This is a genomic window from Mesorhizobium shangrilense, from assembly GCF_040537815.1.
Classification (GTDB): Bacteria; Pseudomonadota; Alphaproteobacteria; order Rhizobiales; family Rhizobiaceae; genus Mesorhizobium; species Mesorhizobium shangrilense.
This window is the reverse complement of sequence record NZ_JBEWSZ010000001.1, coordinates 4,536,932-4,549,398: the sequence shown is the minus strand read 5'-3', so window position 1 is coordinate 4,549,398 and position 12,467 is coordinate 4,536,932. Positions and strand designations below refer to the sequence as shown.

The window sequence follows — 12,467 nt, the reverse complement described above, 5'->3', positions numbered from 1 at the left end:
ATTTCAATTCTTGCGAAAAACCGCGCTATTCCGTAGGTATAGCGTACGGAAGGGTGGCGAAACGTTTCGAAATGGCAGCATCCAAACGGACAAGGCAGCGGAAATCCACCGCCCCCACCATGCTTCATGTGGCTGAAGCGGCGCGTGTCTCGGTCGCCACTGTGTCGGCGCTGATCAACGGCACGGCGACCGTCAGCCCGGAGCTTAGCCAGCGCATCGAACAGGCGATCCGCGACATCGGCTACAAGCGCAACGCGATCGCCCGCAGCCTGAAGATGGGCACGACGCGCACCATCGGCTTGACCGTGCCGCACATCACCAACCCGTTCTTCACCGACGTCGTCTCGGTCATACAGCAGGCCTTCGACCGCGCCGGCTATGCCGTCATGCTGTGCTGCACGGACGAGGACCTGAACACCCAGGACGACCAGATCAGGCTGCTGCTCGACCGCATGGTCGACGGTCTGATCGTGGCCCGCGTCGGCGACGGCGCGATCCTCAAGGGGATCGTCGATGACGCCAATGTGCCGGTCGTGCTGCTCGACCGCGTCTGCGAGGGTGTCGACACCGACACGGTGGTCCTCGACAACCAGCGCGCGGTGTTCGACGCCATCACCTACCTGATCAATCTCGGCCATCGGCGCATCGGCTACATCACCGGAACATCCGACATTTCGCCCATGCATGACCGTATGACGGGATATCGCGAGGCGCTTCACGCAGCCGGCCTGCCGGTGGCCGAGGAGTTGATTCGCTCAGGCAATTTCCACGAGATCGACGGCTACAACGCCACCATGCAATTGCTGTCCTCGCACGATCGGCCAAGCGCGATCTTCTCGGCCAACAATCCGATGGTGATCGGCACCATGAAGGCGATCCGCGACATCGGCCTGTCCTGCCCGGATGATATCTCGGTTGCCTGTTTCGACGATTTCCCGTGGTCGGATGTCTTTCAGCCGCAACTGACCACCGTGGCGCAGCCGGTGCAGGCGATCGGCGAACAGGCGGCCAATCTCCTGCTCGACCGTCTCGCCGGCAACAGGGACGCGCCGCCGCGCAAGCTGGTCCTCAAGGGCCGCCTGATGATTCGCAATTCATGCCGCCCGCTGGGGACAATGGTGCAGAGCGCGAGCGCGTAGTTCCTCTTCGCGCTCGTCATCCTCGGGCTTGACCCTACGATGACGAAGCCGCGAACACCCCTGAACAAAGCTCCCGCAGTTTCGGAAAGATGTCCTTTCCACCGGCGATCACCATGGTCCCGTCCTGCAGCACCGTCTTCGGATCGGGCTTGACGATCGCGCCGCCGGCTTCCTCGACCAGCAGCAGGCCGGCCAGGCAATCCCAGGCGTTCATGTGCTCTTCGACATAGCCAAGCAGCCTGCCGGCGGCCGCATAGGCCAGCATCAGCGCGCCCGACGCATTGCGGAAGAAGACGCCGCCTTCGGCCAGGATGAGGCGGATCAGCACGCCGATATTGTCGGCCTCCGCCCGGTTCGAAAACCCGGTTCCCACCGAGCCGTCCTCGAGGCTGGCGGCGATGCTGGCCTTGATCGGCCTGCCATTGACGAAGGCGCCGCCGCCACGCCGGCAATGGAATGTCTCGCCGGTCGAAGGCTCATGGATCACGCCGACGACGGTCTCTCCATCCTTGGCGCAAGCAATCACCACGCACCAGGCCGGAATGCCGCGCACGAAGTTGGCCGTACCGTCGATAGGGTCGATCACCCAGACATATCCCGTCGATCCGGCAACGCTGGCATGTTCCTCGCCGACGATGCCGTCCTGCTTGTATTCGGCGGCGATCGCGGCGCGCACGAACAGCTCCACCTCGCGGTCGCCATCCGAGACCAGGTCCTGATGGCCCTTGCTCTCGATGATCAGGCTGTCGAGGTCGCGGAAATACTTCAGCCCGAGTTCGCCCGCGCGGCGCGCCAGTTCGATGGCGAATAGCATTCGCGCGTCATGGTCATTTTTCACAGGCGGGACTCGATCTTGAGGGAGATGTTCCGCCCTTAGCAAAAGGATGCCGTCGGCAAAAGTGTCCTGAAGCAATTCCGGGAAAAAGAGCGAATGCTCCGCGCCCGGAATTGCAGGAAAACAAATAGTTAGGCGGCTTGCGCCAGGGATTTGTGAGCGTCGGCCAGGATCTCGAAGGACCGCAAGCGGGCGGCATGGTCGAAGATCTGCGCGGTGACCATCAGCTCGTCGGCGCCGGTGCGCCGCACGAAGGCGTCGATGCCTTGCCGGACTGTTTCGGGGGAGCCCACGACGGCGCAGGACAGCGCCTGGCCAAGCATGCTCTTGGCCATCGGGTCGAGGTCGCGTTCATAACCTTCGACGGGTGGCGGCAGCCTGCCGGGGCGGCCGGTGCGCAGATTGACGAAAGCCTGCTGCAACGAGGTGAACAACAGCCGCGCCTCGGCGTCGGTGGCAGCGGCAAAGACATTGAGGCCGAGCATGACATAGGGTTTGTCGAGCTGTTCCGACGGCTGGAACCGCGAGCGGTAGGTGTCGAGCGCTTGGTCGAGCTCGGCGGGCGCGAAATGCGAGGCGAAGGCGTAGGGCAGGCCGAGCATGGCGGCAAGCTGCGCGCCATAGAGGCTGGAGCCGAGTATCCAGACCGGCACGTTCTGGCCTTCGCCGGGCACGGCGCGGATGCGCTGGCCCTCCTCGGCCGGCTGGAAATAGCCCATCAACTCGATGACATCCTGCGGGAAATTGTCGACGCCCGCTTCAAGGTTGCGGCGCAGTGCGCGTGCGGTGCCCATATCGGTGCCGGGCGCGCGGCCGAGGCCGAGATCGATACGGCCGGGATAAAGAGCCGCCAGCGTGCCGAACTGCTCGGCAATGACCAGCGGCGAATGGTTGGGCAGCATGATGCCACCGGCGCCGACACGAATGGACTTCGTGCCGCCAGCGACATGGCCGATGACGACCGCCGTGGCAGCACTCGCGATGCCGGGCATGTTGTGGTGCTCGGCCAGCCAGTAGCGTTTGTAGCCCAGCCGCTCGGCATGGCGGGCAAGGTCGAGCGAATTGGCCAGCGACTGCGAGGCATCGCTGCCTTCGACTATCGGTGACAGGTCGAGAACGGAAAGAGCGGCCATTGTCTAGGTCTCCACGATTTTCTTCTGCCGTAGCTTGGCCTCGAAGGCCGCACGGTCTGGGATGATGATCTCGAGCAGATGCTCCAGCGTCTCCGTCAGCTCGACAGCTGTCGTCAGCTCCTTCTGCTCGGTGCGGCCACCAAGATGATGGATCGACAGCCGGTTGCCGCGAAGCGCGTAGCGCCGGTCGGGCAAGGCGCGCGCCGCGACGATGGTGGACAGGAAATGCGAGGTCGGATGAGTCGACAGGAAGTAATTGGCGACCGAATAGTCGATCTCATACTGCTGCTGCATGTCGAAGCGGTAGAGCGTGCGCCAATCGCTGCCAACATTGGCCTGCAGCCGGAAATGGTCGCCCGTCTCTACGATGCGGTACGTTTCATGGGGCGTCTGCTGTTCCAAGCCCGGTTCGAGCAGCAGCGGCGCGGTCAGGGTCATCCCGCCAAAGCCGACATCGGCGATATGGGTTCGGCCGCCGAGTTCGACACGCAGCAGCATGTGGCTACGCGCGGTGACGGCATCCTCAGGCTGGCCCCATAGCACGCGTGCGGCAAGGCCGCTGACTTCAAGACCGAGTGCCTTCAACGCATGCATCAAAATCAGATTATGTTCGAAGCAGTAGCCGCCCCGGCGATCGGCGATGATTTTCTTCTGCAGCGACGCGAGGTCGAGCTGAACCGGCTGGCCCAGGAACGGATCGACGTTTTCGAAGGGGATCGCTTGCGGATGCAGCCGATGCAGCGCCTGCAGCGTTGCCAGCGACGCGTCACTCCCGCCGGTGTGGCCGATGCGGGCGAAATAGGCGTCGATATCGAAGACGGCATCGGTCATGGGGGGATCCGGACTGTGACCGGCTCGATATAGGCATTCGGTCCGGGCCTCGCAAACAACCGGTGCCGATCTATCCGGCTTTGTGGGCCTCTTCGACGGGCTCGTCCTCGACCACGGCCGTCTGTTGCGCGGCCAGGAAATTGCCGACATGGGTCAGTCCGTCGAAATGGTCGCAGAACACCTTGATGACGACCAGCAGCGGCACCGCCATCAACGCGCCGACGAAGCCCCACAGCCATGACCAGAAGGCGATGGCGATGAAGATCGCCACCGCGTTGATCTCGAGGCGTCGGCCGACCACCATGGGCGTCACGAACTGGCCTTCGATGATGTCGCACAGCAGCACGAAGGCCGGCGCCAGCAGGGCATAGGAGATCGTGTCGAAGCTGATCAGGGCGATGACCGCGACAAGCACGAGCGTCATCAGCGCGCCGACATAGGGCAGGAAATTGAGCAGGGCCGCGGCAGCACCCCATACCAGCGGATTGGGCATGCCGAGCGCCCACAGGCCAAGGCCGATGACCGTGCCAAGCCCGGCGTTGATGATGGTGACGGTGAGCAGATAGTGCGAGATTTCGCGCTCGACGTCGAAGACGACGCGCAGCGCCCGCTTCTTCTCACTCAGGCTGGTGAAGGACTGGATGATCTTTTCATAAAACATCGTGCCCGAGGCGAGCAGGAACAGCGACAGTACGAAGATGATGGTAAAACTTGTTCCCGCCGACAGGACATTGCTGGCTGCCGAGGACAGAATGCCGGACTGCGCCATCGCGACCCTCTGGATGCCGGGTTCCTGAGTTGTCTCGGTCAAACCTTCCAGCTGGTGCGAAATCTCCATGATCTTCTCGAACGGACGGCGCAGCTGCGCCAGGCGCTCCGTCAATTGCTGGCCGATCGTGGAGGTGTTGTTGATCAGATCGATGACAGGGCCGCTCAGGAGATAGCCGGCGCTGACGACGATGAAGAGTGACAGAACCACCAGAAGCGTCGCCGACAGCGCTTCGGGGATGCCGCGTTTGCGCAGGAAGCGGACGATCGGCGTCAGCGTCAGCGCCAGCAGGAACGCCAGGATCACCGGCATGAAGAAGGCCTTGGCGAAGTCGAGCGCGTAGATGGCCATGAAGATGAATATGCCGATGAGCAGCGAACGCATCAGCTGCATGTCCGCGCGCGCCTCGCCCCGGGCGTCCTCGGAAATATGGGTTCCGGCCCCCGGGGCCGCGGATTCAGCTTTCATGGTACCCCTCGCGGCCCATCGCGTGTCGACGCGTGACAGGCTTGCGTCAAAACGCGACATTCCTTGCAAGGTTCCATGAGCCGGCTTGGGACGTGGTCTTGTTCCCACGTCCCTCCCAGAGCGCTTCGCGCTATCTGGCGCGCCGTGCTGAAATCAGGCGGCCGGGGCGGCCACGGCGGGAGTGGCCTTTGCCGTTTCCCTGCGCACGATCGGCGCCACCCTGGTGCCGTAGAGTTCGATCGCCTTCATGATCTTGGCGTGCGGCATGGTGCCGATCGCCATCTGCAACAGAAATCGGTCGTTGCCGAAGATCTTGTGCTGGGCGACGATCTTCTCGGCCACCTGTTCGGGATTGCCGACGAACAGCGCGCCCTTCGGGCCACGCGACTGGTCGAAATGGGCCCGCGACGTCAGGCCCCAGCCACGCTCGCGGCCTATGCGGTTCATCACTTCGGCCTGCGGGCCGTAGAAATCATCAGCCGCCCGTTCCGTCGTCTCGGCGATGAAGCCGTGCACATTGATGCTGGTGGCTAGTCCCGCCGGGTCACTGCCGGCCCGCTTGGCCGCCTCCCGGTAGACATCGAACAACGGCGCGAACCGCGCCGGCTCACCGCCAATGATGGCAAGCGCCAAGGGCAGGCCGAGCGCGCCGGCGCGAGCGGCCGATTGCGGCGTGCCGCCAATCGCGATCCACACCGGCAACCTGTCCTGGAAGGGACGCGGATAGACGCCGCGATCGTTGATCGGGGAACGCAGATTGCCGGACCACGTCACCTTCACGCTGTCGCGGATGGCAAGCAGCAGGTCGAGTTTTTCGGCGAACAGCTCGTCATAATCCTCGAGATTGTAGCCGAACAGCGGGAAGGACTCGATGAACGAGCCGCGTCCGGCCATGATCTCGGCCCGTCCGCCTGACAGAAGGTCGAGCGTCGCGAATTGCTGGAAGACGCGAACCGGATCGTCGGAAGACAGCACCGTGACGGCGCTGGTGAGCTTGATGCGCTTGGTGCGCTCGGCTGCCGCGGCCAGAGCCACGACTGGCGCGGAAGCGGCATAGTCGGGGCGATGGTGCTCGCCCAGCCCAAAAACGTCGAGCCCGACCTGATCGGCCAGTTCGACCTCCTCGATCAGGTTGCGCAGCCGCTCATAGGGGCCGACTGCATCGAGGCCCGGTTCCGGGCTGACGTCAGCGAAAGTGTAGAGACCGAGTTCCATGTCGTATCATCCTGGTGGGCGAATCCCATAATTCGCACAGTGTGAAGCAGATGTGACGAACGGATGCCCGGTTCGACACACCAGTGTCTTGTTTGTCGCGCTAGAGGTAGCGAGCCGCCCGCGGTGCTGCCAGAGGGCGGCGGTGAACAGTGGATGTCGGTTTCGGTCGAAAAAGGCGTCTCCCGCCTGCAACAGCCCAGAATTTCATGGCTGGCATGCCGTTTTGGCGCTTGAACTCTCGGTTTTCGGGCGTATGTAAGCCTCGCGAATTGACTTCAGGGAAGTGGACTTGGCTATCTACAGGGAAAAAGACGTTTTCGAGCGGCGCAATGCCGCAAACGAGGCAAAGAAGGCGCTTCTGGAGCGCTTCAAGTCAAAGCCGGCGGCGGATGATCCCGCAGTGCTGGCGCGACAGGCCGAACGCAAGGCAATCCTCGAGGCTCGTGCGATACGTGAGGCCGAGAAGGCCAGGCTGAAGCAGGAGAAGCTGGCACGCGAGGCGATCGAGAAAGCCGAGCGCGAAGCTGCGGCCGAAGCAGCGCGCATCGCCGCTGAAGAGGCGGCGCAGGCGGAAGCCAGGCTTCGGGAAGCTGATGAGAACGAGCGCATTGCCCGTTTGCTTGCCGACGAGGCCGAACGCAAGGCCAAGCGCGACGCACGCTATGCGGCGCGCAAGCAGCGCACCGGCAGGACGCCTCCGGGCTTCTCCGCCCGCTAGCGTTTCCAGGCAGTTGAAAGATCAGGGTCGCCTTGCAGCGGCCCTGAACGTGTTTGTGCTCCAAACTGGAGCCGGTCCATCACGGCAGGATCATGGCCAGCCTGGTTGACCATGATCTTTCCGCGGGCATGCCTTTTGGGGTTACGCCGCGAGCTTCAATCCCATGATGCCGCAGACGATCAGCGCGATGCAGCCCAGGCGGATAGCGGTCGCGGGCTCGCCCAGCAACCAGATGCCGAGCAGTGCCGTGCCGACAGTGCCGATGCCGGTCCACACCGCATAAGCCGTGCCGACTGGCAGCGCCTTGAGCGCCAGACCGAGCAAGGCAAGGCTGACGATCATCGAGGCAACCGTCAGAACGGTTGGCAGCGGTTTTGAAAATCCGTCAGTGTATTTGAGGCCGATCGCCCAGCCGATTTCGAACAGGCCAGCGATAAAAAGAAAAATCCAGGACATTGGAACGCTCCGTTGAGTTAGCGGGTCGTCCCGGCCGGTTTTCGGGGGAGAGCGCGAGGCCGTCCTCGCCGCGTCGATATAGGAGGTCTTGCGCGCTCAATCAACAATTTCGGCGGGGCACACCGAACGTCGAAGCGGCGCATAAGGCTTCCGAAAATCAGAGTCTGATTTTCGGGCCCATGCGCCGCCTCGGATCAAAGCATGTAGAAGAAATGGCCGGCTTACTTGTCCTTGAGCTTCATCGCCTTGACCGGCGGCGCCTTCAGGGCCGGGGCCGGGGCGGGCTTCTTCGCATCCTTCTTCGGCTTGCGGGCTTCCTTGCCTGCCTTCATCGCGCCTTTAGCCATGATTCGTTCCTCCGTTGATGATGTCGAAGTGAAACAAGAGATTGGCCGCGCCGCAAGAGGTTGCTGGCCGTCATCGGCTTGGCTCGGTCTCCGTCAACGACTTTTCTATTCCCCTCGCAAACGACGCGGGTCCGTGTCATGGTCTTCTTTCGCACTGCAGCATCGATCGTGCCTTCGCCGGCGATGAACGGGCAGTCCGGTCAGGATGACAATGCGAATCCATATCGGCTGCGAGATGAGCTTCGACTTTCCGCAGGAAACGCCGCTGATCGCGATGCTCAACGTCCACTATTCCCGCGCCTCCGATCTTGAGCGGCCGGATTTCCTGGTCTCCAATCCACCGGTGCCGATCCAGAGTTATCGCGACAGTTTCGGCAACTGGTGCAACCGTTTCGTCGCTCCGCCGGGAAGGTTTACTTTCGGCACCGACGCCGTGATCCGCGATCCCGGCACCTTCGAGATGGGCGACCTGATGGCCTGGCAGCACGAAGTGTGGGACCTGCCTTCGGACACGCTGCTGTTCCTGTTGCCCAGCCGCTTTTGCGAAAGCGATCTGCTGGCGACCGAGGCATGGCGGCTGTTCGGCCACACGCCGCTCGGCATTCCACGTGTGCGGGCGGTCTGCGATTTCGTCCACAATCATATCATCTTCAACTATGGCAATGCGCGGCCGACGCGCACCGCGGCCGAAGCCTATCGCGAACAGAGCGGCGTGTGCCGCGACTTCGCGCATCTCGCCGTCACCTTCTGCCGGGCGCTCAACATCCCGACGCGCTACTGCACCGGCTACATCAGCGACATCGGCATGCCGAAACCGTGGTCGAGCATGGATTTCGCCGCCTGGATGGAGGTCTATCTCGGCGGCCGCTGGCATGTCTTCGACCCGCGCAACAATTCGCCGCGCATCGGCCGCGTCCTCATCGCCTCCGGCCGCGATGCCGCCGATGTGCCGCTGACCCATATTTTTGGACCCGGCACGCTTGCCGGCTTCAAAGTGTGGACCGACGAACTCGTCGAGTAGCCGGCGTTTTCGCCCGCAAGTCTTTGACGCCGACGTGAACGTCCCGACAGTTCGCGCGTTGTGATGCCTGTGGAGCATCGGCGGCAGGGCCGCTAGAGTTTGTTTTGACGCAATTCCGGACGGAAGACCGTTTCACGCTTTCCTGGAATTGCTCTGGGCGCCTCGGAGGGACGACACGGCATGGCCGGGCATGGCGGCTCGAAAAAGGTTATCTACGCGGCGCTCGCCGGCAATCTTGCCATCGCGCTGACCAAGTTCGCCGCCGCCTTCTTCACCGGCAGTTCGGCGATGCTGTCGGAAGGCGTGCACTCACTGGTCGATACAGGCAATGGCGGCCTGCTGCTCTACGGCATGCATCGTGCCGCGCGGCCTGCAGATCGCACGCATCCGCTGGGTCATGGCCGCGAGCTCTATTTCTGGAGCTTCATCGTTGCGCTGCTGGTCTTCGCGCTCGGCGCTGGCGTGTCCTTGTACGAAGGCGTTGTGCACGTTTTGGCGCCCGAACCGGTCGTCAACGCCAAGGTCAACTACATCGTGATCGCGATATCGGCGCTGTTTGAAGGCGCCTCGTGGCTAGTGGCGCTGAAAGAGTTCCGCAAGAGCAAGGGCAAGCTCGGTTGGTTCGCCGCGATACACCGGAGCAAGGATCCAAGCGTCTATACTGTTCTGTTCGAGGACAGTGCGGCGCTTTTGGGCCTGGTCTTCGCCTTTGCCGGGATCCTGGCGGCGGAACTTCTGGACATGCCGGCGCTCGATGGCGCTGCCTCGGTCGGTATCTCGCTGATCCTCGCGGCGACGGCAATCTTCCTGGCACGCGAGAGCAAGAGCCTGCTGATGGGCGAGCCGGCGTCACCCGAGGTGCAGAGGAAAGTGCTGGCCATCGCCCAGCAGGATTCGGCGGTACAGCGCGCCAATGGCGTGCTGACAGTTCATATGGGACCGGATGAGATTGTTGCGGGCCTTAGCATAGAGTTCGAGGATCATCTGTCGGCGCCAGAGATCGAGGCCTGTGTCGAGCGCATCGAGGCGCGGCTGAAAGCGGAGATGCCGGAGATCACCAGGTTGTTCGTCAAACCACAGACAGGCGGCACGTGGGAGAAACGGCGCAAGGTCATTGAAGCCGCCTCTGGAGAAGAGCTGGCAGGGTGAAAATTGCATGGCGCGGCCGACGCCGGCTATCATTGCGAGGACGAGGAGAAGCAGACATGAAAATCGACGGCGGCTGCCATTGCGGCGCTATCACTTACGAGGCCGAGGTCGATCCTGAAAAGACCTCGATCTGCCACTGCACGGACTGCCAGAAGCTGACCGGTACGGCTTTTCGTGTATCGGTGCGGGTGCCCGAGGAGAACTACCGGATCACCAAGGGCACGCCAAAGGTCTACGTCAAGACCGGGTCCAGCGGCGCCAAGCGCGCCCAGGGCTTTTGCGGCGAGTGCGGCTCCCATCTCTACGCGACATCGGTTGGCGATGGGCCGAAGGTCTATGGCATCCGGGTCGGCACGGCACGCCAGCGCGATGAACTGGTTCCCCGAACGCAGTACTGGCACCGTTCGGCACTGCACTGGCTACCGGAACTTCAGGGCACGACGATCGTGGAGGAGCAGTAGCGGACCGCCGGCGGTTCAGTCGTCGCCTTCGACGACCCTCAGCCTGAGCTGTCCTGTTTTGGAATCTGCCGTGCGCGCGCCTGCATCGACCTTTGCAGCGGCAGCCCGTGACGCGGCGCCCTGGCCCGCATCGCCGTCGGGTTGCGCGCCGAACTCCAGCGCCTCGATCTTCTGGCCGCGCTTGGTCACTTTGGACGTCGAAACAAGGATGTCGTCGACATCCTTGGCGGATTGGCTGAAATGCACCTGCAGCTTGCGCACGCGCTCGTCGAGACGTCCGACATCCTCCATCAGCCGGATGACCTCACCCTGGATCAGATGCGCCTGTTCGCGCATGCGCGCGTCCTTGAGGATCGCCTGGATGACCTGGATCGACAGCATCAGCAGCGACGGCGAGACGATGACGATGCGGGCGCGGTGCGCCTTGTGGACGATGGCCTCGAAATTCTCGTGGATTTCGGCGAACACCGATTCCGACGGCACGAACATGAAGGCGGTGTCCTGCGTCTCGCCCTGGATCAGGTATTTTTCCGAGATATCGCGGACATGGATCTCGATGTCGCGGCGGAAGGCCTGCGCCGCGACCTTCTGCAGGTCGGCGCCATCGGCGGCGCGGATGGCATTCCAGGCTTCCAGCGGGAATTTGGCATCGATGGCAAGCGAGGGCGCGCTGTTCGGCATTTTCACCAGGCAATCGGGCCGGCTGCCATTCGACAAGGTCGCCTGGAACTCATAGGCGCCATGCGGCAGTCCGTCGGCGACGATCGCCTCCATGCGCGACTGGCCGAAAGCGCCGCGCGTCTGCTTGTTGGAGAGGATCGCCTGCAGCTGCACGACCTGCCCGGCGAGCGACTGGATGTTACCTTGCGCCGTATCGATGATCGCCAGCCGCTCCTGCAGTTTGGCCAGGCTTTCATGTGTCGATTTGGTCTGCTCGGTCATGGTCTGGCCGATACGGCCGGTCATGGCGTCGAGCCGCTGTCCGATTGATTGCGTCAGTTCCGCTTGCCTCGCGCCGAACACTTCGGCAATGGCCCCCATGCGGCCCTGCATCTCGGCTTGGCTCTGCAAAATGCCGGCCATGCGGGCCTCGGCATCGCGGGCAAGGTCGGCGGCATCCGTTGCGGCAATGGTCCGCGCCCGGGCTGACCGCCACAACGCGACGACGAGCGTCACGAGCAGGCCAACAAACAGGATCGCGCCGAAAGCCAGGGCGAGGCCAAGCGTGACCGTGGTGGCACCAAGCCGGGCGATGGGCTGCGAAAGGATCGGTGCTAGGTCATTCATGTGGACAGCATAGATGATTCGGCATGCCCGGACAGATCAAAACGTGAACGTTAGCCGGACGCCCCGGTTGACGCTTTTCGCGGGAGGTCTTAGGTGGAACGCCATGTCGATCAAGCCGCTCATCATCCTTCCCGATCCCATCCTGCGCCAGCTTTCCAAACCGGTGGAGCGCGTCGACGACGCTTTGCGCAAGCTTGCCGACGACATGCTGGAGACCATGTATGACGCGCCCGGCATCGGGCTGGCGGCGATCCAGATCGGCGAGCCGCTGCGCATGCTGGTGATCGACCTTGCCAAGGAAGACGAGACGCCGGCGCCGCATGTCTTCATCAATCCGGAAGTCCTCGAAAGCGCCGATCAGCGCTCGGTCTACGAGGAGGGCTGCCTGTCGATCCCCGACTATTATGCCGAGGTCGAACGCCCGGCCGCCGTCCGGGTGAAATATCTCGATCGCGACGGCAAGCTCGCGGAGATCGAGGCCGAAGGCCTGATGGCGACGTGCCTGCAGCACGAGATCGACCATCTCAACGGCGTGCTGTTCATCGACCACATTTCGAAGCTGAAGCGCGACATGGTGGTGAAGAAGTTCAAGAAACTCGCCAAGGACAAGGTGCCGGGCAAACTGGTGGGATAGGGCA

At 62.9% G+C, this 12,467-nt stretch carries 14 protein-coding genes; 6 read left to right on the top strand and 8 right to left on the bottom strand.

What is annotated here, in order from left to right; all coding sequences use genetic code 11:
* Positions 1–119: 119 nt before the first annotated feature.
* Positions 120–1,139 carry a LacI family DNA-binding transcriptional regulator gene (locus ABVQ20_RS21985; protein WP_354462249.1) on the top strand — a complete coding sequence of 340 codons (1,020 nt, stop codon included), beginning with the start codon at positions 120–122 and terminating at the stop codon, positions 1,137–1,139.
* Positions 1,140–1,173: 34 nt separating this feature from the next.
* Here ABVQ20_RS21985 and ABVQ20_RS21980 read toward each other — a convergent pair whose 3' ends face one another.
* The 5 genes from ABVQ20_RS21980 to ABVQ20_RS21960 form a co-directional block, all read right to left on the bottom strand.
* The gene (locus ABVQ20_RS21980; protein ID WP_435528394.1) at positions 1,174–1,953 is read right to left on the bottom strand and encodes an inositol monophosphatase family protein; all 780 of its coding nucleotides are present in this window, start codon (positions 1,951–1,953) and stop codon (positions 1,174–1,176) included.
* Between the two features lie 152 nt (positions 1,954–2,105).
* Complete coding sequence (locus ABVQ20_RS21975) at positions 2,106–3,107, bottom strand: LLM class flavin-dependent oxidoreductase (protein ID WP_354461566.1); 1,002 nt, start codon at positions 3,105–3,107, stop codon at positions 2,106–2,108.
* Between the two features lie 3 nt (positions 3,108–3,110).
* The gene (locus ABVQ20_RS21970) at positions 3,111–3,938 is read right to left on the bottom strand and encodes an arylamine N-acetyltransferase family protein (RefSeq protein WP_354461565.1); all 828 of its coding nucleotides are present in this window, start codon (positions 3,936–3,938) and stop codon (positions 3,111–3,113) included.
* Between the two features lie 70 nt (positions 3,939–4,008).
* Positions 4,009–5,175 carry an AI-2E family transporter gene (locus ABVQ20_RS21965; RefSeq protein ID WP_354461564.1) on the bottom strand — a complete coding sequence of 389 codons (1,167 nt, stop codon included), beginning with the start codon at positions 5,173–5,175 and terminating at the stop codon, positions 4,009–4,011.
* Between the two features lie 153 nt (positions 5,176–5,328).
* Complete coding sequence (locus ABVQ20_RS21960; protein WP_354461563.1) at positions 5,329–6,390, bottom strand: LLM class flavin-dependent oxidoreductase; 1,062 nt, start codon at positions 6,388–6,390, stop codon at positions 5,329–5,331.
* A gap of 289 nt (positions 6,391–6,679) precedes the next feature.
* Here ABVQ20_RS21960 and ABVQ20_RS21955 point away from each other — a divergent pair, with 289 nt between their 5' ends.
* Positions 6,680–7,108, top strand: coding sequence for a DUF6481 family protein (locus ABVQ20_RS21955; protein ID WP_354461562.1), 429 nt, complete (start codon positions 6,680–6,682; stop codon positions 7,106–7,108).
* A gap of 141 nt (positions 7,109–7,249) precedes the next feature.
* On the opposite strand, the gene sugE is transcribed toward ABVQ20_RS21955, so the two are convergent.
* Positions 7,250–7,564 (bottom strand): quaternary ammonium compound efflux SMR transporter SugE, encoded by a 315-nt coding sequence (gene sugE / locus ABVQ20_RS21950; protein WP_354461561.1) that lies wholly within the window; start codon positions 7,562–7,564, stop codon positions 7,250–7,252.
* A gap of 221 nt (positions 7,565–7,785) precedes the next feature.
* Positions 7,786–7,911: a hypothetical protein gene (locus ABVQ20_RS21945; protein WP_013528464.1), complete on the bottom strand. Its 126-nt coding sequence runs from the start codon at positions 7,909–7,911 to the stop codon at positions 7,786–7,788.
* A 211-nt stretch (positions 7,912–8,122) separates the two neighbouring features.
* Here ABVQ20_RS21945 and ABVQ20_RS21940 point away from each other — a divergent pair, with 211 nt between their 5' ends.
* The 3 genes from ABVQ20_RS21940 to ABVQ20_RS21930 all read left to right on the top strand — a co-directional run bounded on the left by ABVQ20_RS21940 (position 8,123) and on the right by ABVQ20_RS21930 (position 10,542).
* Positions 8,123–8,932 carry a transglutaminase-like domain-containing protein gene (locus ABVQ20_RS21940; protein WP_354461560.1) on the top strand — a complete coding sequence of 270 codons (810 nt, stop codon included), beginning with the start codon at positions 8,123–8,125 and terminating at the stop codon, positions 8,930–8,932.
* A 180-nt stretch (positions 8,933–9,112) separates the two neighbouring features.
* A complete protein-coding gene (locus ABVQ20_RS21935) occupies positions 9,113–10,081 on the top strand; it encodes a cation diffusion facilitator family transporter (RefSeq protein ID WP_354461559.1) in 969 nt (322 codons plus the stop codon).
* Positions 10,082–10,137: 56 nt separating this feature from the next.
* Positions 10,138–10,542 carry a GFA family protein gene (locus ABVQ20_RS21930; protein ID WP_354461558.1) on the top strand — a complete coding sequence of 135 codons (405 nt, stop codon included), beginning with the start codon at positions 10,138–10,140 and terminating at the stop codon, positions 10,540–10,542.
* A 15-nt stretch (positions 10,543–10,557) separates the two neighbouring features.
* Here ABVQ20_RS21930 and ABVQ20_RS21925 read toward each other — a convergent pair whose 3' ends face one another.
* A complete protein-coding gene (locus tag ABVQ20_RS21925) occupies positions 10,558–11,829 on the bottom strand; it encodes a DNA recombination protein RmuC (protein WP_354461557.1) in 1,272 nt (423 codons plus the stop codon).
* Between the two features lie 103 nt (positions 11,830–11,932).
* On the opposite strand from ABVQ20_RS21925, the gene def reads away from it, so the two are divergent.
* Positions 11,933–12,463: a peptide deformylase gene (gene def / locus ABVQ20_RS21920; protein ID WP_354461556.1), complete on the top strand. Its 531-nt coding sequence runs from the start codon at positions 11,933–11,935 to the stop codon at positions 12,461–12,463.
* The last annotated feature ends 4 nt before the right edge of the window (positions 12,464–12,467 follow it).